The following is a 19,104-nucleotide window of genomic DNA, read 5'->3' as shown; positions in this document are numbered from 1 at the left end:
GCCCTACCGCTCTGGGGTGGTCCCGCCCGCCGGGGCACCCCCCCCGGGGGGGGACCCCCGGGGGGCGGGGGGCGGGGGCGGACCCGCGGGCGCGCGGCCCGCGCCCCCCGGCCGTGGCCGGTCGGGGCCGGTCGGTTCGTTCGGTCCGGTCCGTTCGTTCGGTCCGGTCCCTTGGTCGGCCCGGGCCGGTCGGCCGGTCGGTTCGCCCGGTCAGCTCGCCGGGGCGCCCGGGGGGACCAGGTCGGCCAGGACGATGATGTTGTCCGTCCAGTGGCCGTCCGAACCGATCCGCCCCCCGCAGGTGATCAGCCGGAGCTCCGGCGCGCTGGTGTTGCCGTAGACCGTCTCGGTCGGGAACCGGTCCTTGCCGGCCTGGAGCAGGGAGCGGACCCTGAACTCCACGGTGCTGCCGTCGGCGCGGCGCACCTGGACGAGGTCGCCCGGGCGGAGCTTCGGCAGACCGGCGAAGACCGCCGGGCCGTGCACGGTGTCGTAGTGGCCGATCAGGACGGCCGGGCCGGTCTCCCCGGGGGTCGGTCCGTTGCGGTACCAGCCGACCTCGTCGGCCCGGTCGGCGGACGGGACTTCGACCGTGCCGTCCGGGTTCAGACCCAGCCCGGAGACCGGCGCGTCCACCCCGGCCGAGGGGACGACCAGCCGGGTCGGAGCCGACGCGGCGAAGGGCCGCGGCGCCGGGGTGGCCGCCCCGCTCGCCGCAGCCGGTCCGGTGGCCGGCCCGCCCGCCCGGTCGGCGGCCGGGACGGCGGGGTCCGCCCGGTTCACGGAGGGCTGGATGCGCACCACCGGGGTCTGCGTGCCCGACAGCGCGACGGAGGCGCCGAGGACGAGGCAGAGCAGGCCGCCCGCGCCGAGCGCGGCCCGGCGAACGCCGACCGACCCGGAACAGCCGGTCCGCCGGGGCCGCCGGCCGCCGGACCACCGGGTCGCGTCGCGCCGGGCCCGGCGGGCGGTCGGCCCGGTGCCCGAGCCGTTGCCCGGGCCGCTGCCCGGCGCCCGCTCCCGGCCCGGGTCGGGGGCCGGCTGCGCCTGGTGATCGGTTCCGGGCCCGGCTCCGGCCCGGCCGGGACCGTCGCCCGGCCCGCGTACGTCGCCGTACGCGGGCCGGGCGACGGGGGACCCGTCGGGAGCGGCTGCCGCCGCGAAGCCGTCGGAGTGCCCGGAACCGTCGTCAGCCGCGCGCACCGGACCGGCGGCGCAGCATTGCGAAGCCCAGCGCGCCCGCACCGACGGCGGCCGCGGCGCTGCCGCCGACCAGCTTGGTGCCGGCGTCGTCGAGGGCCCCGCTGCCGTCGCCGGCCTGGGCGGCGCCCTGGGGCACCGACGTGACCTGCGGCTGGTCGGCGCGGGAGTTGTCCTGCGGGACGGGGCCGCGGCTGGGCTGCGCCGCGCCGCTGGGGGTGACGGTCGGCGCGGCGGGGGCGGCCGGGGCGGGCTGGGCGCCCTTGGCGGACGGCGCGGCCGGGGCGGGCTGGGCGGCACCGTTGGCGGCCGCCGGCTGGGAGACGGCCGGGGCGGGACGCGCGGGCTGGCTGGGCTTGGCGGCGGGTGCCGAGGGCGCCGTGGCGGGCTGGTCGGGGTGGTCGACGGCCGGGGCGGTGGGGGACGGGGTCCGGACCCCGTCGGCCCAGGCCTGGCCGCCGGAGACGGTGGCGAACAGGGCCGCCCCCGCGATGGTGCAGCCCGCCAGGGCCCGACGGGCGGTCGAGTTGGTGGTGCGGGTGGAGCGGTGCTTCGACATACGGGCGTCTCTCCTTGTCGCGGTGCGCCGACCGTGCGGTCGGCGCCTCCCGACCGACAGTAGGAGGGCCTTGTCGCGGTCCCCGGGAGGTCGTGTCACGGCTGTCCATCGGCTGGGTAACAGCCGGCCGTGACTGTTGCACGGCGTGGTGCGCGCAAGGGTCGCGGACGGCGGGCGGAGCTCCGGCGGGGTGGGTACGCGTCCTACCGAGGGGGGTTCCGGGGTGCCCCGGCGGGCCGGTGGCGCCGCCGGCGCCCAGTGTCGTTCCCGGTCCGGCCCGGTAGCGACCCAGGCCCTGTCGCCCCTACGGCGCCCGGGAGTTCAGGGCTGGAGCAGCATGCCGAGCCGGGGGCCGCCCCGGCGGTGGAGCCGGCGCAGGAAGGAGAGCACACCGCTGGTGCCGACCGCCCAGGCGGCGGACTCGACGGTGGGATCGGTGGCCGGGAACACCGGTCGGCCCGCGCGGCCGCCGCTGCGGGCCAGGACCAGCCCGGCGATCTCCTCGGCGGCCTCCCAGTGCCGCTCGTCCCCGGTGGCCAGCGCCAGGTCGATCAGCAACTCCCCGGCGCCCGCGAGCCCGCAGCACTGGACGACGGGTGCCGTCCTCGGGGCCGACTCGCGACAGGCTCGCGCGGCGTCGGCGGCCCGGGTGAGGAACTCGTCCGCGCCGTAGTACCGGCCCGCCTGGACGAGCGTCGTGCCGATGCCGGCCAGACCCCGGCACCAGGACCCGTACCGGCGGGTGGCCCCGGGCCGGCCGGCGGCCACTACGAGCCGGGGGACGTCCTCGGCGAGCGCGTCCACCAGACGGCGCGCCGCCGCCGCGGCCGCCTCGGTGTCTTCGGCGCGGTAGGCGCTGTGGGCGCTGCGGGCGAGGCCGACGCGGCCGGCCGGAGTCGCGGTTGTGGCAGCGGTGGCGGACGCGGCGGACAGGCCGAGGAGGAAGTGGGCGACTCCGGCGCGGCCGTGCGCGAAGCCTTCTTCGAGTGCGGCGGTCCCCGGGTTCGGCGTCTCCCGGGGCCCGTCGGCCCGGCCGTCGGTGAGCAGCCGGGCGCAGGCCCGGGCCGTCGCGAGGTGCTGCTCGGCCTCGGCTTCGCGACCCGCGGCGCGTGCTCGCCCGGCCAGCAGCAGCCGGCCGGTTCCGAGGCCGGCCGCGCCGGAGATCTGGTCCGTGGAGCGGACGTCACCCGGACCGGGACCGGCGGCGAGCGGCTCCTCGGTGCCCAGCACGTCGGCCGCCCGGGCGAGGAAGAGGTCGACCCCGGTGCGGCCCTCGTACAGGCCGGGTCCGAGCCGGTCGATCGCGGGGTGTGCCGCCGTCCACCGGGCCAGCGCGGTGGCGGCCGCCCGGGCGTCGGGGCGGTCGGCGTGCTGCAGCAGTTCGAGACCGAGCCCGGCGCTGCCGTCGTAGAAGGAGAGCAGGGCGCGCGGCTCCCTGCTCCGCGCATCGGCGGTGACCAGCTCGCCGGCCAGCCGCACGCAGGTGGTGACGGTGTGGTCGACGACCTCGCCGAGCAGTTCGGCGGTCACCCGGGGCGGACGCGGCGGCGCGGGAACGCGCCGAGCGCGGTCGCTGCGCTCGCCCACGGTGCCCGCAAGGCCCGTGCCGGGCGGCGCGGCGTGGTGGCGCAGGGCGTCCGCGGCCGCCGCTCGCTCCGCCGGGTCGAAGCCGAGCAGGCCCGCGACCAGCGCGACCGCCGGGTGCTGCGGGTCGGGCAGCGCACCGGCCAGGCAGGCCAGCGTGCGGTCGCGGTTGGTGGCCCGGTCCGGGTCGATCACCACCGGGTCGAGACCGGTGGCCGCGTAGTGCAGTGTCGTCCCCAACGCGTAGTAGTCGTCGGTGGGGTGGGCGGTCGTGGTCGCCGGGCAGGGCAGTCCGTACCCCCGGGTCGTCCCGGCCGGCCGTTCGCCGTCGAGGGCGCTGATGCCGAAGTCGACCAGCGCGCACCCGCCCGCCGCGTCGAGCACCACGTTGGCCGGCTTCAGATCGCACATCACCACGCCGCGCGCGTGCACCGCGTCCAGTGCCCGGAGCAGTCCGCGCGCCAGCGACCACCAGTCGCGGCCCGGCCCGTGCGCGCCGCCGGGCCCGGCGGCGCGGGCCTCGTAGGGGCCGCCTTCGAGCACGTCGCGACGCAGGTCGCGCCGGCCGCAGGCGCTGCTCACCAGGTACTCGTCCTCGCCGTGCCGGACGTAGTCGACCAGGCGCGGTACTCCGCCCACGCCCGCCAGTGCGGTCAGGACCCGTCGCTCGTGCCGGAGCCTGCCCCGCGCGTCGATGCCGGCGGCGTCCTCGGCGACGAAGGCGCGGGCCTGCTTCACCACCACCTCGCGGCCGGTGACCACGTCGACCGCCCGGTACACATGGCCGCCCGGTGCGCGGGTGATGCCGGCGGTGATCCGGTAGCGGCCGCCGTCGCCGATCCGGTTGCTCGTCGGTCGCGGGGCGGTGCGCGGTGCGAACGGGTCGCTCACCCAGGGTGGTTGGCGATAGTGGGGGGCGGCCGGGGCGGGAAAGGTCTCGCCGGCCGGGCCGGTCATGAGGAGCGTCGAGTCCTCGGCGGCGACCCGGAACAGGCCGTACCGGTAGTAGACCGGGGCGTCGGCCCGCAACTGCCGGTCACTGGGCACCCGGGGGCCGGTCCAGCCGGTCAGCGCGTTCGCCAACTCGTCCGCGAGGGCGGCCTCTTCGCCCGGGCACGGGTAGACCGTGACGGCCTTGCCCACGGCGGCCGGGTCGCGCAGTCCGGTGTTCAGCTCGCGCAGCACGGCGGTGCCGGCGGCGAACTTGGCGTCGCAGGTGCGCCGCAGCAGGATCGGGACCACCACGTCCAGCAGGTGCGGGAACCGGTCGGGGCGGGCCGACACATGGAGCTTCCAGCCGTGCGGGAGCGCCGGCATGTCGGGGTCGTGCAGATACAACCAGTCGTCACCGCAGTGCAGTTGGCGGTGCGAGCCCGGGGCGGCCGCGACCAGGGCGGCGATCCGGGCCCGCAGCGCCCCGGCGGCGCCGGGGTCCGGCCGCGCGCCGGTAGGTGCTGCTGCTGACGGCACGAGTCCACCACGTCCCCGGGTCCGGTCGCACGGGTACCCCGCCGGGTGTCGGCGGGCAGGTGCGAGAAGGTACGGCGTGCGAGCCGGTGCGGTGGCCTGCGGGCTTGCGGCGCACGGCAGTTCGGGCGGCGCCCGCCCGCAGGCCGGGTGTCCGGCGAGGGTCAGGCGTCCACCGCGCAGTCGAAGCGGGTGGGGACGTAGGTGACGAACGGGTCGGCGAGACAGGCCGCCGGGGCGAGGTCGGCGTCGAACTCGTCCTCGAACGCGATCACCTCGTCGTCGATGTCCAGTAGGCCGGCGTCGCGGATGTCCAGTACCAGTGCACTCATGGGTGGTTCCTCCCATTCACCTTGGCTGATTCCCGTGCGGGCCGCCCATGTTAGCCATTCGTTCGGGCCCGCCATAGAGGTGCGACAGCGCAGATGTTCGACCCTTTCGGACCGTCGGGCCGCGCTGCTTCGCACCCGTCCCAGTGGCACCACCGGCACCCCGGGTACCCGCCGGTTCGGCACGGCGGGGGCGAGGCCGGGGGCGGTTCGCGCACACGGTCCCGGCCCGTCGCCCCGCCCCGGTCGCCCGGCCCGGTGCACTCCGTCGTGCGACGGAGTGCACCGGGCCGGGTCTCGGACAGCTGTGCCGGGCAGGGGGCCGACGGGCGTCGGTGCGGCACTGGCGTCAGGTCAGAACTTGACGTCGGTGCAGGAGTAGAACGAGTTGTTGGTGTCGGCGATCTCCCAGACCGCCACGACGACCTGGTGGCCGGTGCGGCCGCTGGGAAGGGTCCCGGTGTGGGTGGTCGTGGCGGCGGGCTGGCGCCCGTTGTAGTTGACGGTCAGGAACGGGGTCAGGTCCAGGTTGGCCCGGGTGATCTTCTGGGTCGCGTCGTAACCGGGCTTGGTGAGGTAGTACTTGAACGTGGTGGTGGCGTGCCGGGCCTCGATGTTCCAGGTGAAGGTGAGCTGCTGGCCCGCCGTCACGTTGGTGGTCGGCCAGTTGCCGTTGCGCGGGGCGTCGAGCGGCGCCCAGCGCGGGTCGGCGCCGGCGCAGATGGTGCCGTCGGCCGGTCCGCGGCTGGGGAAGCCCTTCGGGCCCTCGACGCTCTGCGGCTCCCACTGGATGTCGCCGCAGTTGGTGACGACGCCCGCGCCGCACAGGGCCGCCCGGCTGGGCGGCAGGTTGATGAAGCCGTGCGACTGCGCCGGCAGGGCCAGCGTGAGCGGCAGCGCGACCGCGGCCGCGGCCACGACGGCGAGATGACGTTTGCGCATGGTGCTCCTCCGTGGGGGTGGATGGAGTGTGCGCCCGACGCAGGGCGCGCGCGTGGGGGTGCGGCGGCCGTCGATCTCTTGGCATGCCTGCGCCAGGTCGGTGTGGTCCCCACCGTAGGAGTTGTGGCCCCGGGCCGTCAATGGTCTGAACCATTCGCCGTCATGAACGCCCTTTCCCCAGAGGGGCGTTCGTCATTCCTGCGCGGCGGCAGGGTGGCCGGCCGGTATGTTCGGGAGCGGTCCGGCGGGAGCGCAGTGTGGTCCTCAGCCGTCGCCGACGGTCTCCGCCAGGGCCCGGCGGAGGGCGGCGGGGGTCCACTGCGCGTCGGCCCCCGGGCGGGTGCCGAGGTAGTCGGCGATCCGTCCGAGGTCCCAGCCATGGGCCTGGACCAGTCCGGCGGCGATGGTGCGCAGATAGGCGGCGCGGGGTGCCCGCAGGTCGGCGTCGGCCAGGCCGCCGGAGGCGGTGAGGGTCAGCACGGGGGTGTGGTCGAGGGAGCCGGGGCACACCAGCGTCCCGTAGCGGCCCGGCCAGAGCCGGTCCCGCCCGGTGCGCAGGGCGGTGGCCGGCGAGAGGTCGGCCCCCGGCTGCCGGTGCCTCTCCTGGGCGGCGATGTCGCTGAACTGCCCCGTGGTCAGCAGATAGGCGCGCGCCGGCACCAGGCCGGTCCGGTCCGGGTCGTAGAAGGCCGTGCCACCGCCCCAGACCGTCGACTCCAGCGCGAAGTACAGCTGCCCGGGGAGCGTCACCGGCACGGCCCGCTCCGGCGGCCGCCCGTCGCGGCAGCCGGGGTACGTCCGGGCACCACCAGGCGGCCGGCCGCCGCGAAGGTAGCAGGCCAGCCGCTCGGCGCACATGTTCGAGCCGTAGGCGGCGTACCAGACGTGGTCGGGGTCGCCGTCGGCCGCTGCGGCGCCCGCCGGGCGGAGCAGCCACCGTGCCGCGGCGTCACGGCTCCCGGTCGCGCGCCCGACGGGTGGTGCCCTGAAGCCGGGCCGGGGCAGGCCCGGGGTGGCGCCGTCGGGTCGGTCTACTCGGTCCGCCACTTGAGCTCGACCTCAAGCTCGATCTGCCCGTCCTCGACCTCGACCTCGATCTCGATCTGGAGTTCGTCGGGGACGCGCACGGTCAGTGTGCCGGGGCCGAGGTCCAGCTCGGCGCTGGCGCCGTGCCGCAGCGCGTCCGCGAGCGCGGTGAGCCGGTCGGCCGCTTCGAGCCGGGTCAGCGAGGCCTTCTGCTCGAACTTGAGCTCACTCACGGAGGCCTCCAAACCCGGGGGACGGCGGATACGTCCAGTGTGACCCCGCCGCCCGGCCGCCGCCCGGCCGCCGCCCGGCCGCCGCCCGGGCAGTCCGGTCACGGCCGGTCGCCACCGGTCGCTCTCCGCGGTCCCGTGCCTCCCGGGCGTGACCCCGGACCGCCCGCCCGGGCCGCCCGCCCGGACCGGTCACCCGGGCCGCTCACACCCCGGCGGGTCCGGGTTGCGGCGGGGGCGCCGGATCCGGGTCGGGGAACGGTGGGACGGGCGGCGGCACGGGGACGGGTTCCTCGCCCGGGTGGCGCGGCCCGGGGGCCGGGTGCGGGAACGGCTCGGTGTCCGGGTTCGGGGGTGTCGGTCTGGTCATCACGGCCACCTCTCGCTTCGGGGGTGCGGCGGGGTGCGGCGGGTCTCGTTCCGGGTGTGCGGCGGGCGGCGTCAGCGGCCGAGCGCGTGCTCCAGCTCCCGCTTGTTCATCTTCGAACGGCCCTTGATGTTGCGGTGCTTGGCCTCGTTGTACAGCTGGTCGTAGGTGCGGCCCCCGGCGCCCTCGTGGGACCGCAGTCCGCCCCGCCGGCCGGAGGAGATGTCGTGGGTGGAACTCCGGCTGGCGGTCCGCGCCTCGCCGTGTCTGGCCCGCTCCTTGTTGACCGTCCGGGCGGCGATCTCCTCCGCCAGGTCCTCGCTCTCACCGCGCTCCAGCACGCTCTCCTTGATGTGCTCGTACTGGCGCTCCCGCTTGGGGCTCGATCCTCGGGGCATCGCAGTTCTCCTCTCCTCCCGGCGCGCGCCTACCCGGTCGCCGTTCGGCGAATCGGCGGAAGCCGCGGGAGTTCCCGCCGGCCCGTACCGCGCGTCGGGCGGGGCTACTCCTGCGGGTCGGCCAGCAGGCCCTCCGGCAGGTAGCCGGAGCGGGTCTCCAGCTGCCAGCCGTGCGCCCGGACGGCGAGGGCGGCCAGGGCGACGGTCTCGACCGGCAGCAGGGTCCTCGGCTCCGGGTCCGGTCCCACGCCGTCCCGGTGGAGGCCGAGACGCTCGGTCAGGGCGTGCTCGAAGGCGGCCCGGTCGTCGTCCAGGAGCACGCGGAGCAGCCGCTGGTCCGGGGTGAGCGCACCGGCCGCGTCCAGCCGCCGGGCGGCCTCGGCGCGGGCCTGCGCGTCGGGCTTGGTGATCGGCTCCGGGGCGACCCGCGTCGCGGGCCAGGTGCCGACCATGTCGGCGAGGTACCCGCACAGCGCGTCCATCGCGGCGAGGTCGCCGGGGTCCGACACCGACTCCAGCGGCGAGTACGGCACCCCGTCGCGGATCGCGGGCGCGTAGTCGTCCTTGAGCAGGGGGCCGACCACCCGCTCCGGCCGGTGGAGCAGGTCCGTGGTCACGCAGAGCGCGAAGGTGTCGAGCCAGGTGCGCGCCGTGGACACGTCGTCCACCGCGTCGCCGAAGGCGAAGTCCCCGCTGTCGAGGGTCTGGTCGTTGAGCGGGAAGTAGACCTCGAAGTCGCCGTTCGGGAAGCTGCCTAGCGCCAGTACCCCGAGCGCGCACTCGGCGGCCGCCCGCAGGACGTCGCGGCCGGACGGACCGGTCAGCGCGGGGTCGCTCAGGGTGCGGGCGCCGACGTGGTCGAGGAGTTCGCCCTGCAGCCGTACCAGGCCCCCGATGGACAGCGAGTCGTAGCGGAGCGAGTGCCAGCGGTTGAACGACTGTCCACCGATGTCGTCGAGGGCCCGGGCGATGCGGTCATCGTCGACCTTGTGGCACGTCACTTCCTGCACGGCTACTGCCTTTCCTGTGATCATTCCGGCTGGCCGCCCGACGCTACCAGGGCGGTTGCCGCCCCGGCCGACCCGCCCCGGACGGCCCGGACCCACCGGGGCGGGGAGCGTCACCGCCCCCGCCGCGGGGCCGGTTCACCGCCGGATCCGCCCGCGCCGCACCCCGCCGCGGGACGGTCGCGCGGGGCCGACCCGGCCGTCGGTGGGCGGGCGGGCACCGGGCGGGCCCCGGGACTGGCAGACTGGTGATCGTGACCGCCGACTTGCGCCCCTTGTGGCAGCCCTTCTCCGAGCCTTCCGCGACCGTTCCCGTCCAGACGGACCGCCAGCACCTGCAGCCCGTGGAGCGCGCGCCGTTCCTGGAACCCGCCGGGGTGGCCGACCACGAGGAGCAGTTCCCCGAGGCCTGAGGCCGCCCGCACGACTCCCGGCGGCCGAACCCCGCCCCCACCCTCACCACCCTCACCGCGACCGCGATTCCTGCCGTCGCTCCATCCGTCGTCGCTCCGCCCCGTGGCGCTTCGCCCCGGTGCGGGTCGACTCATACGTCGGGCCACCGTCGCGCGCCACCGCCCTGCGGATCCTGCCGGGCGGCCGCCGCCGGTGCGCGGCCCCCCGCCGTCGCACCGGCGCCCTGCGCGGGCGTCGCGGGGACGCCCGCCCTGAGATGGATGATGCCGCCGTCCTCCAGCGCGCGCAGCGCGGCGGTCAGCCGCGCGGCCAGGTGCCGGGGCAGCCGCCGCGCCGCCTCTCCCGGATCGAGCCAGGAGGCGGCCCGGACCTCCCCGTCGGCGAACCGCAGCGCGCCCGCCTGCGCGGCCGTGAGCGGCGCCGCGTCGTACAGGAAGCAGGTGACGGCCCGGCCGTGCCCGGTGGCCGTCGCGGGCGCGGTGTCCACCACCAGGAGCCGCCCGACCGGGAGGTCCAGCGCCAGCTCCTCCCGCAGTTCGCGGGCGGCGGCCTGCTCGGGGGACTCGCAGGCCTCGACCATGCCGCCCGGCAGCTCGGCCTCCGGCTTGTAGGACGGATCGAGCACCAGCACCCGGCCTGCGGTGTCGCGCACCAGCACGGTGGCCGCCGCCATCGGCGCCGGCAGCTGGGCGAAGTGGTCGCGCGGCGGCATCGGCGGGCGGTGCCCGTCGCGCAGCACCGCCGTGTGCGCGCCGCGTTCGGCGGCCGCCGCGGCGGCGAACCGCCGGGCCACCGTCGGCGCGAGCAGCGTCAGCGCCTCCCGCTCCGGTACGAACTTCGCGGCGCGGATCTCGCCGGGCTGCAGCACCAGCGCGGCCGCGTCCACCGCCGCCCTCGGGCGGGCGGCGTAGGCGAGGGAGATGATCGCCCGGCCCCACAGTTCGGCCGGGGCGGTGTCGACGGCCAGCAGGCGGCCGATCTCGGCGTCGAGGCCGAGCTCCTCCTGGAGCTCGCGCACCAGGGCGGGTTCGGGCTCCTCGTCCTCCAGCATGCCGCCGGGCAGGTCCCAGCCCGGCTTGTAGTCGGGGTCCACGATGAGCACCCGGCCGAGGTGGTCGCGGATCAGGGCGTCGGCGCAGGCGGCCGGTGCGGGGTGCGCGACGAGGTAGCGGGCCAGCTCGGGGTCGGGCAGGGGGGTTGGGTTCACGGCTCTCCTGACGGGGCCCTGCGGGCGAACGGTCCGGACGCGGCGGTGCGCCGACAGGGCGGACGGGGGTGGACGCGGGCCGCGCCGGTGGTGGGCGGCTCCGGGACCGGTCGGACCGGCGGTCGTCACCCGAGCGGTGGGCCGGGGACCGGCGGGGCAGCGGGCCGTCAGGCCTGCCCGGGGAGCGCGGCGACGCGCCCGGCGCCGTCCCGGGCGCGGACCCCGGGGCGGCGAAGTCGGCCCACCGGCAGCCCGGTTCGGGCCGTGCTCGGGCGGGACGCGCCGGAGCACGACGGCGGCGGGGCGGCAGGGGGACTGGCGGTGGTGCGGACGCGCACGGTGCTCTCCCGGTCACATCGGAGTTCGTCGGTCCACCGATGATGGCCGCACGGCCCGCCGGTCCGGCGGCGTTTCCGGACCGCGCCACTCGAAGGTGTGGTCCCGTCCCGGCCGCCGCCCGGCCGGACCTCCCGACAGGGGTGTGGGCCGGCCCGGAGGCCGGCCCACACCCGAGCGGGGCGGAGAGGAGCTAGTCGGCCTGCCAGTCGGAGGACCAGCAGCTGATGATCGGGCAGATCCAGTCCGGCCAGACCGCGTCCTCCTCCAGCTCCAGGGTCTGCAGGGTCGTCACGTCCGTCGTCATGTCGAGTCACCTCCCTTCCGGGTCGAGGGGCGGCTCCCCGGCGGGGAGCCAGAGTCGGGTCCCGCCGTGCCGCAGCCGAGTCAGCAGGCCGAGCAGGCCGGACAGTCCGGTGTTGTACGCCGCGTGCACGCGGGAGAGGGTCTCGTCGGGGACGAGGAGCAGACCGTCGTGCACGACATTGCGGGCGTGGGCGGCGGCGACCAGGTCCGCGGCCCACCGCCGGTAGCGTGGTTCGGCCAGGGCGGCCGCGAGGTCGAGCAGGAACTCGGCGTTCCCGGCCAGGCCGTGGCAGGCGGCGGGGGAGGCGCGGTGGCGCGACCGGTGCACCGCGACGGCGGCCTGCTCGGCGGCCTCGCGGTGGCGCGGGTCCCCGCCGGCCCGCCAGAGCCGGACCAGGAAGGTGCCGATGCCGGAGGCACCGCTGCACCACTGGGGAGGGTGCGTCCTGGCGCGGGCCCGCCGGTCGTCCATGGCCCAGCCGGCCGCGCCGTCCTCGACCCGGACGGCGCGCAGCAGGGTCTCGCCGGCCTGCTCGGCGGCCCGGACGAAGTCCTCGCGCCCGGTGGCCAGACCGGTCCGCAGGAGGAAGGTGGCGACGCCGGCCGCGCCGTGCCCGAAGCCGAGGTGGTGGATGCCGGCCAGCGCGGAGTCGGCGCCGGCGGGTACCGGCCAGAGCACGCCCGATCGGCCCGCGCGGGCGGCGGCGAGCAGGTGGTCGGCGGCGGTCACGGCGCCCCGGCGGAACTCCGGGTCGCCGGTGGTCCGCCAGAAGTGCAGCTGGGTCAGGCCGGCCCCGGCCACTCCGTGGCAGACGTCCGGGTTGGGCCCGTCGAGGGGGATCCGGCGGGCGAGGTCCGCGGCCCGGGCGGCGAGGGCGTCGTCGTCGAGCAGGCGGGCCGCGTCCAGCAGGGCCCAGGCTGTCCCGGAGCGCCCGAAGTACAGGCCGGGCAGGCCCGGTGACGCCGGGTCGACCCGGTCGTGGGTCCACCGGGCGGCGGTGGCGACGGCGTCCCGCAGCCGCGGCCGGTCCAAGACCCGGGCGGCCGCCACCAGGACGCCGAGCACTCCGGCGGCGCCGTGCTGGACGTTCAGCGGATCGGTCCGGGTGCCGGACTCCCCGGGGGCCCAGAGCCGTTGCCGGTCGTCCGGGGTCATGGTGCGCAGCAGCCAGGCCAACCCGTCGTCGAGCAACCGCTGTTCGAACCCGGTGGCGGCCGGGGGGACGGGTTCGGCGGCGGCCGGGTCGAGCCCGGAGGCGGGGACGGGGGCGGGCCCGCGGCCGCGGGTGGCGAGCGGCGGTGTGTCGGCGAGCGGCGGGGTGTCGGGGAGGGCGCGCCGGGCCGGATCCTCGGCCATCAGGGTCAGGACGAGCGGCCGGAACGGGTGGAGGCGCGGCCGGTCGGCGAGGGCGTGGGTGAGCAGCGCGGCCAGCCGCTCGTCCTGGCCGCGCCGGGCGGGGCGGTCCGAGGCGAGCACGGGGTCGGCGCCGGTGAGGAGGTGGAAGAGCACCGCGCCGAGGCTGAAGAGGTCCGCCTCGGGCCCCGGCGCCGGTCCGAACGGCGGTGCGGAGGCGGTCTCGGGCGCGGTGTACCCGGGGGTCTCCACCCGCCGCACCCGGTCGCCGGGGTGGGCGAGGGCTTCCAGGTCCACCAGCCGCAGGGTGCCGTCCGGGGTGACCATGACGTTGCCCGGGCTGAGGTCGCGCAGGACCAGGCCGAGCGCGTGCACCTGCCGGACCAGCGCGACCAGTTGCTCGGCGATCCGCCCGGTGGTGACGGGTCCGGTGGTGACCGGTCCGGTCGCGGTCGGCCCGTCGGCGGGCGGCTCGTCCGAGGTCCGCCCGGGGGCGGCCGGTCCGGCCGGGGTCGGCCGGGTGGTGGCCGGTTCGGTGTCCGGTTCGGTGTCCGGGCGGCCGGCCGTCCAGGCGCGCAGGTCCTGACCGGGGACGCGTTCCTGCACGAGGTAGAGGTTGCCGCCCTGGTGGACGAGGCCGAGCGCGCGCGGACAGAGCCCGTGCTCCGCCAGCCGGTCGAGCATCCGCGCCTCGTGGCGCAGCAGGTCGGTCGCGTCCGCGCCCGCCAGCGTGGCGCCGACGTGCTGCCGGGCCTCCTTGACGACGACCTCCCGGCCGGTCCGGCGGTCGGTGGCCAGGTAGATCCCGCCGCGGTAGGAGTACCGGATCGCGGAGCGCACTACGTACCGGTCGTCGAGCAGGACACCGGAGCCGCCCGGGGAGCTGCCGCCGGGATGTGGTCGGCCGTCGGCTTCGTCTGCCGGGAACGGTGGTGGCGCCCACGGGGGCGGTGCGAAGCGGGGGAGTCTGAGGTCCCGGACGAAGCCGCCCTCGGGGGTGCGCAGCATCGTTTCGAGGAGGCCGTCGGCGGTCAGCCGCTCGTCGCGGCGGAACGCGCCGTACCGGTAGTGCACCAGGCTGTCCGGCCGGTACGGGCGGTCGGAGAGGATGCCGGGGCCGGGCAGGGCCGCGGTGGCCCGGTGCAGGGCCTCGGCCAGCCGTCGGAACTGCTCGTCGTCGACGGGGTAGACGGTGAGGAACTTGCCGCCGCCGCCCCGGTCGGCCCGGGCCGAGACCAGCTCGGCCACCCGGGCCGGCGTCGCGGCGAACTTGAACGGGGCCCGCTCGGCGGCGAGGACCCGGACGGCCCGGGCGAGGACGGTGGGTGCCGACAGCGGGGTGGCGCCCAGGTGCAGCTTCCAGCCCTGCTCGCGCGCCGGGGCGCCGTCGTGGGAGACCAGGCACCACGGGTCCTCGGCCCTGACCGTCCAGCCGTCGGCGCCGCGGCGGCGCAACTCGGCCTCGACGAGGTCGCGGTAGAGCGTCGTGTCCTGGTGGCCGGAGGCCGCGGGTACCTCGGACATCCTGGGGCCTCCCAAGCCGGAGCGGGCCGGTGCGGTACAGGTCGGTGCGGGTGCGGGTGCGGGTGCGGGTGCGGGTGCGGGTGCGGGTGCGGGTGCGGGCGCGGGCGCGGGTGCGGAGCGGCCCGGGCGAGGGCGGCGGTCCGGGCCGGCGCCGCCGGGCGGTCTCGATCCTCGCGCCCGCCGGGCGGCCGGACCATGGGGGCCGCGCACGTATCTTCTGGTCCCGCGGTACGACCGGCAGCCGAGGACGCCACCCAGGTAGCGGCCACCACCCGCCCCCCGAACGGTGGTTGACGGCCGGCCGGGGGGCGGGTGGTGGCCGGAGGGTCGACGTTCACCAGCTCGACAGTGAGGCTAGCCTTCCCTAACACTTGCCCCGAGCTGGAGGCTGTCGCGGGCCACGGCCATGGCTGGTAGGGCGTCGCCCTCAAGCCGAGGCGGGGCAGGGACTTCGCGTTGACGGTTACCGGCGTCGAGGACGTCGCCGAGAACCGCCGCCGGGTGCGCTTCACGCACGGCGGGCTGCTCGCGGCCACCGGTGTCCATCCGACCATGTGGGTGCGGGTCTGGTTGCCCGGCGCCGGCCCAGTTCGCCCGCCGGGAAATCGCCGTCGCAAAGGGGCGGTTGCCCGCGCTCGGCTACTGGCGCCCTTGGCCGCGCCGCCGCGGTGGAGCGGTCCGGGCGGACTGTGCTCCGGGCGCCCCGGTTTCGCACGGGCGGGCGACGTTCGTACGGGATGGTGACGGGAAGGGTGAAGAAATGTAAGGTTACCCTTGCCTAAGTGGTTCTGGAGCGACCGAACCGCACTCCCTCCGGCACTCGCGAAGCCGGGTGGCGGGGTGGAGGGGAGCGAATGCCGCACATCCCGGTGCGGGCATCCTGAGTGCAGGGGGATCGGTGGAGAACGGCCTGGCCGGGCGCGCACGTCGCGCCGGGGTTGCTGGAACTTCGCGCACGGGTGGCCCCCTCGCGGCGCTGCCGTGGCTGGAGCGGTTCCGCGGCAAGATCGTCGTGATCAAGTTCGGCGGGAACGCGATGGTGGACGAGGGCCTCAAGGCGGCCTTCGCCCAGGACGTCGTGCTGCTCCGCTACGCGGGTGTCCGGCCGGTGGTGGTGCACGGCGGCGGTCCGCAGATCAGTGCCCAGCTGGGGCGCCTCGGGATCGAGTCGCACTTCACCAACGGCCTGCGGGTCACCACGCCGGAGGCGATGGACGTGGTCCGGATGGTGCTGGCCGGTCAGGTGCAGCGCGAGCTGGTCGGCCTGGTGAACCGCCACGGTCCCTTCGCGGTCGGCATGACCGGCGAGGACGCCCACACCATGACGGCCGTCCGGCGGCACGCCGTCGTGGACGGCGAGCGGGTGGACATCGGGCAGGTGGGTGACATCGCGTCCGTCGACCCCTCGATGGTGCGCACGCTGCTGGCGGACGGCAGGGTCCCGGTCATCTCCCCGGTCGCGCGCGGCGTGGGCGGTGACGTCTACAACGTCAACGCGGACACCGCCGCCGCCGCGGTGGCCGCCGCGCTGGGCGCGGAGCTGCTGGTGATGCTCACCGACGTGGCGGGGCTCTATCGCGACTGGCCGCGTTCGCAGGAGGTGGTCCCCTCGCTGACCGCCACCCAACTCGCGGAACTCCTGCCGAACTTGGCGAGTGGCATGGTCCCGAAGATGGAGGGCTGCCTGCGGGCCGTCCGGGCCGGCGTGGGCAGTGCGCGGGTGCTGGACGGACGGGTCCGCCATGGGGTGCTGGCGGCCTTCGGCGGGCCGCCGGTGGGTACCGAGGTGGTGCCCGACGCGCCGCTGGTGCGCCGGGACGAGGCGGCCGACGCGGAAGGTCGGCAGGTCGCGATGGTCGGTTCGGGCACGATCTGAATTTGACTCACCCGATCAAGTGATAGAACTTAGGTAAGCCTTACCTATGCAAGTGGGCGAGTGACGGACGGCTGCCGCGGCGGTCGACCGGACACCGGCGGGGCCGAGAAGCAAGAAGCAACGGAAGGATCGATCATGTCGAGCGAGAACGGCGCAATCGACCGAGGCGAGGGCGCCGACGACCTGGTCGGCATAGGCTTCGGTCCCGCCAACCTGGCCCTGGCCATCGCCGTCGACGAGCACAACCGCCGGGACCCTCAGCAGGCCCTCAAGGTCGGCTTCCTGGAGAAGCAGGCGACGTTCGGCTGGCACCGCGGGATGCTGCTGGAGGGGGCGACCATGCAGGTCTCCTTCCTCAAGGACCTCGTGACGATGCGGGACCCCCGCAGCCGCTTCACCTTCCTGACCTACCTCCAGGAGCGCGGCCGGCTCGCGGACTTCATCAACCAGAAGTCCTTCTACCCGACCCGCCTGGAGTTCCACGACTACTTCGAGTGGTGCGCCGCCGAGTTCGCCGGTCGGACGGCCTACGGCCGCGAGGTCACCGCGGTCCGCCCGGTGACCACCCCGGACGGCCGGGTCGAGGTCGTCGAGGTGGAGTCCCGGTCGGTCACCGACCCGGCCGACCGCGAGGTCCGGCTGGCCCGCAACATCGCGGTGGGCACCGGCCTGAAGCCGCGGATGCCCCAGGGCGTCACCGCCGGGGACCGCGTCATCCACACCCGCGACCTGCTGTTCCGCGCCCCCGACCTGATCGAGCGGCGCGCGGAGCTGCGCCACCGCCGCTTCACGGTGGTCGGCGCCGGCCAGTCGGCCGCCGAGGCCGTCGAGTTCCTGCACCGGACCTTCCCCGAGGCGGAGATCTGCGCCGTCCTCACCCGCTACGGCTACAGCCCGGCCGACGACAGCCCGTTCGCCAACCGGATCTTCGACCCGTCCGCCGTGGACGAGTTCTACGCCGCGCCGGACGAGGCCAAGCGGACCCTGCTCGACTACCACGCGAACACCAACTACTCGGTGGTCGACGGTGACCTGATCGAGCAGCTCTACCGGACCGTCTACCAGGAGAAGGTGGCCGGCCGGGAGCGGCTGCGGATCCTCAACGCCACCCGGCTCACCGGCGTCGGGCAGCTGGCCGACGGCGCCGTCGCCGAGGTCCGCTCGCTGACCACCGGCGTGACGACGGCCCTGGAGTCGGACGCGGTGGTGCTCGCCACCGGCTACGAGCACGTCGACCCGCGGGACCTCCTCGGCGACCTCGGCGCGACCTGCCGCACCGACCAGCTCGGCCGCCTCCGGGTCGACCGCGACCACCGGGTGCTGACCGACGACCACGTCGACGTGGGGATCTACCTCCAGGGCGGCACCGAGCACACCCACGGCATCACCTCGTCGCTGCTCTCCACCCTGGCGGTGCGCTCCGGCGAGATCTGCGACTCGCTGCTGCTGCGCCACACCGGCCGCCAGCTGCGGGCCGAGGACGGCCGCCTCGGCGTCACCGGCTGACGGTCCGCCGGCCTGCCGGGCCGCACCGGCGAACTCCCCCCCCTCGACCTGGAAGCGAAAGAACACACGCCATGACCGACACCAGCCCGTCCGGGTCCGCCCCCGTCCTGGACACCGAGAGCATCCGCGCCGACATCGCCGAACTCCTCGGCGAGGAGCCGGCGGCGGTCGGTGACGACGACGACCTCCGGGACCTCGGGCTCGACTCGATGCGCCTGATGCACCTGATCGAGAAGTGGCGCGCCCGGGGCGCCCGGGTGGACTTCGCCGACCTGGCCGACCTCGGCGCCCCGACCGTCCGGGTGTGGTCCGCCCACCTCTCGGCAGCCTGACCCCGCGGGCGGCCGCGCAGCTCACCCCCCCGCCCGCCCACCGCACGCCCAGCGCCCCCGTGCACGCCACGCAGTACCCCAAGGAGAACGATGAACACCCGTGCCCTGCCGTCCCGTGGTCTGAGGATCGCCGCCGCCGCCGGTGTCGCCGCCCTCGGCCTCACCGCCTGCGGCTCGAGCGGCGACAGCAAGAGCGAGGCCGCCTCCGGTGCGTCCGGCGGCGCCAAGGCCGCCCAGGTGATCGAGGCGACCAACGGCAAGGTCACCGTCCCGGCCGGGGTCAAGCGGATCGTCTCCGTCTCCTACGCCACCGGCGCGCTGCTCGACCTCGGCGTCCAGCCGGTCGGCACCAGCACCATCGACGACAACAACCCGATGGAGCTGCTGCCCTCGCAGACCGAGGCCGCCAAGAAGATCGAGGCCATCGGCTCCGGCATCGAGATCAACGTCGAGAAGGTCGCCTCCCTCAAGCCCGACCTGATCGTGGTCGAGGGCGCCACCGCCTTCGACTGGGGCGTCAGCAAGCTCGAAGGCATCGCGCCGACCCTCTACTTCGGCATCGACAAGCCGGTCGACCTGTACACCGCCCAGGAGAAGATCGCCACGGCCGTGGGCAAGGAGGCCGAGTTCAAGAAGCTGAAGTCGGACTACGACACCAAGGCCGCCAAGATCAAGGCCGACTACGCCGGCAAGCTCAACACCGTCAAGTGGACCATCGCGTCCTCCTACGGCGGCGGCGAGTTCCTCGTCGACACCAGCAGCTCCTGGGTCGGCCGGGTGCTGAGCGACGTGGGCGCCACCTTCTCCCAGGCGTCCGGCGACACCAAGGAGCACGAGGTCACCTACTCGACCGAGAAGCTCGACGTGCTCGCCGACGCCGACATCATCCTGGTCCCTCGGACGGCCGCCACCGGCGAGGTCCCGCAGGACACCAAGGACCTCGACAAGCAGCCGTCCTGGAAGAACCTCAAGGCCGTCCAGGCGAACAAGGTCATCCCGGTCACCTACGCGACCAGCGACCGGTACGGCACCTCGATCGACGTGCTCGGCCAGATCGAGACCATCCTCAAGGGCCTCTAGGCTCCGGCCGGCCGGCCCGCCGGGCACCTCCCCGGCGGGCCGCCCCGCGCCCCAGCACCG

16 protein-coding genes and 1 pseudogene are annotated in these 19,104 nt (G+C 76.0%); 6 read left to right on the top strand and 11 right to left on the bottom strand.

Going from position 1 to position 19,104, the window contains the following annotated elements; genetic code table 11:
* Nucleotides 1-210: 210 nt before the first annotated feature.
* The 9 genes from ACIF6L_RS15150 to ACIF6L_RS15110 all read right to left on the bottom strand — a co-directional run bounded on the left by ACIF6L_RS15150 (nt 211) and on the right by ACIF6L_RS15110 (nt 9,112).
* A complete protein-coding gene (locus tag ACIF6L_RS15150; protein WP_396487285.1) occupies nt 211-1,203 on the bottom strand; it encodes a class F sortase in 993 nt (330 codons plus the stop codon).
* Nucleotides 1,190-1,759, bottom strand: a complete 570-nt coding sequence (locus ACIF6L_RS15145) for a hypothetical protein (RefSeq protein ID WP_396487284.1) — start codon at nt 1,757-1,759, stop codon at nt 1,190-1,192. The genes ACIF6L_RS15150 and ACIF6L_RS15145 overlap by 14 nt, the downstream gene beginning before the upstream one ends.
* Nucleotides 1,760-2,080: 321 nt before the next feature.
* The gene (lanL, locus tag ACIF6L_RS15140) at nt 2,081-4,813 is read right to left on the bottom strand and encodes a class IV lanthionine synthetase LanL (RefSeq protein WP_396487282.1); all 2,733 of its coding nucleotides are present in this window, start codon (nt 4,811-4,813) and stop codon (nt 2,081-2,083) included.
* Nucleotides 4,814-4,974: 161 nt separating this feature from the next.
* A complete protein-coding gene (locus ACIF6L_RS15135) occupies nt 4,975-5,142 on the bottom strand; it encodes an SflA family class IV lanthipeptide (RefSeq protein WP_329491507.1) in 168 nt (55 codons plus the stop codon).
* 351 nt (nt 5,143-5,493) lie between these two features.
* Nucleotides 5,494-6,081 carry a lytic polysaccharide monooxygenase gene (locus tag ACIF6L_RS15130; protein WP_329491508.1) on the bottom strand — a complete coding sequence of 196 codons (588 nt, stop codon included), beginning with the start codon at nt 6,079-6,081 and terminating at the stop codon, nt 5,494-5,496.
* 264 nt (nt 6,082-6,345) lie between these two features.
* Nucleotides 6,346-7,128, bottom strand: a complete 783-nt coding sequence (locus tag ACIF6L_RS15125) for a histone deacetylase (protein ID WP_396487280.1) — start codon at nt 7,126-7,128, stop codon at nt 6,346-6,348.
* Nucleotides 7,113-7,340, bottom strand: coding sequence for an amphi-Trp domain-containing protein (locus ACIF6L_RS15120; RefSeq protein WP_329491510.1), 228 nt, complete (start codon nt 7,338-7,340; stop codon nt 7,113-7,115). The genes ACIF6L_RS15125 and ACIF6L_RS15120 overlap by 16 nt, the downstream gene beginning before the upstream one ends.
* A gap of 438 nt (nt 7,341-7,778) precedes the next feature.
* Nucleotides 7,779-8,102, bottom strand: coding sequence for a plasmid stabilization protein (locus ACIF6L_RS15115; protein ID WP_359839545.1), 324 nt, complete (start codon nt 8,100-8,102; stop codon nt 7,779-7,781).
* Between the two features lie 104 nt (nt 8,103-8,206).
* The gene (locus ACIF6L_RS15110) at nt 8,207-9,112 is read right to left on the bottom strand and encodes an immunity 49 family protein (RefSeq protein ID WP_396487278.1); all 906 of its coding nucleotides are present in this window, start codon (nt 9,110-9,112) and stop codon (nt 8,207-8,209) included.
* 251 nt (nt 9,113-9,363) lie between these two features.
* On the opposite strand from ACIF6L_RS15110, the gene ACIF6L_RS15105 reads away from it, so the two are divergent.
* A complete protein-coding gene (locus ACIF6L_RS15105) occupies nt 9,364-9,522 on the top strand; it encodes a hypothetical protein (protein ID WP_396487276.1) in 159 nt (52 codons plus the stop codon).
* Nucleotides 9,523-9,653: 131 nt separating this feature from the next.
* Here the strand turns inward: ACIF6L_RS15105 and ACIF6L_RS15100 are convergent, their stop codons facing one another.
* Together ACIF6L_RS15100 and lanL (ACIF6L_RS15095) are read right to left on the bottom strand one after the other, a co-directional pair.
* A complete protein-coding gene (locus ACIF6L_RS15100; protein ID WP_396487274.1) occupies nt 9,654-10,730 on the bottom strand; it encodes an NUDIX domain-containing protein in 1,077 nt (358 codons plus the stop codon).
* A gap of 649 nt (nt 10,731-11,379) precedes the next feature.
* The gene (gene lanL, locus ACIF6L_RS15095) at nt 11,380-14,250 is read right to left on the bottom strand and encodes a class IV lanthionine synthetase LanL (RefSeq protein ID WP_396487272.1); all 2,871 of its coding nucleotides are present in this window, start codon (nt 14,248-14,250) and stop codon (nt 11,380-11,382) included.
* Nucleotides 14,251-14,706: 456 nt separating this feature from the next.
* On the opposite strand from lanL (ACIF6L_RS15095), the pseudogene ACIF6L_RS15090 reads away from it, so the two are divergent.
* The 5 genes and pseudogenes from ACIF6L_RS15090 to ACIF6L_RS15070 form a co-directional block, all read left to right on the top strand.
* A pseudogene (locus ACIF6L_RS15090) lies at nt 14,707-14,835 on the top strand (siderophore-interacting protein); the annotation flags it as partial.
* A 391-nt stretch (nt 14,836-15,226) separates the two neighbouring features.
* Nucleotides 15,227-16,126: an acetylglutamate kinase gene (argB, locus tag ACIF6L_RS15085; RefSeq protein ID WP_396487675.1), complete on the top strand. Its 900-nt coding sequence runs from the start codon at nt 15,227-15,229 to the stop codon at nt 16,124-16,126.
* Nucleotides 16,127-16,261: 135 nt separating this feature from the next.
* Complete coding sequence (locus ACIF6L_RS15080) at nt 16,262-17,632, top strand: lysine N(6)-hydroxylase/L-ornithine N(5)-oxygenase family protein (RefSeq protein ID WP_396487270.1); 1,371 nt, start codon at nt 16,262-16,264, stop codon at nt 17,630-17,632.
* 71 nt (nt 17,633-17,703) lie between these two features.
* A complete protein-coding gene (locus ACIF6L_RS15075; RefSeq protein WP_359810970.1) occupies nt 17,704-17,964 on the top strand; it encodes a phosphopantetheine-binding protein in 261 nt (86 codons plus the stop codon).
* Nucleotides 17,965-18,054: 90 nt separating this feature from the next.
* Entirely contained in the window at nt 18,055-19,044 is a 990-nt protein-coding gene (locus ACIF6L_RS15070; protein ID WP_396487268.1) for an ABC transporter substrate-binding protein, read from the top strand.
* Nucleotides 19,045-19,104: the final 60 nt, after the last annotated feature.

The sequence above is a fragment of the Kitasatospora sp. NPDC086009 genome, from assembly GCF_044540385.1.
Classification (GTDB): Bacteria; Actinomycetota; Actinomycetes; order Streptomycetales; family Streptomycetaceae; genus Kitasatospora.
Note: the sequence above shows the minus strand (reverse complement) of the source record. Positions and strands in the feature narration are given on the sequence as shown.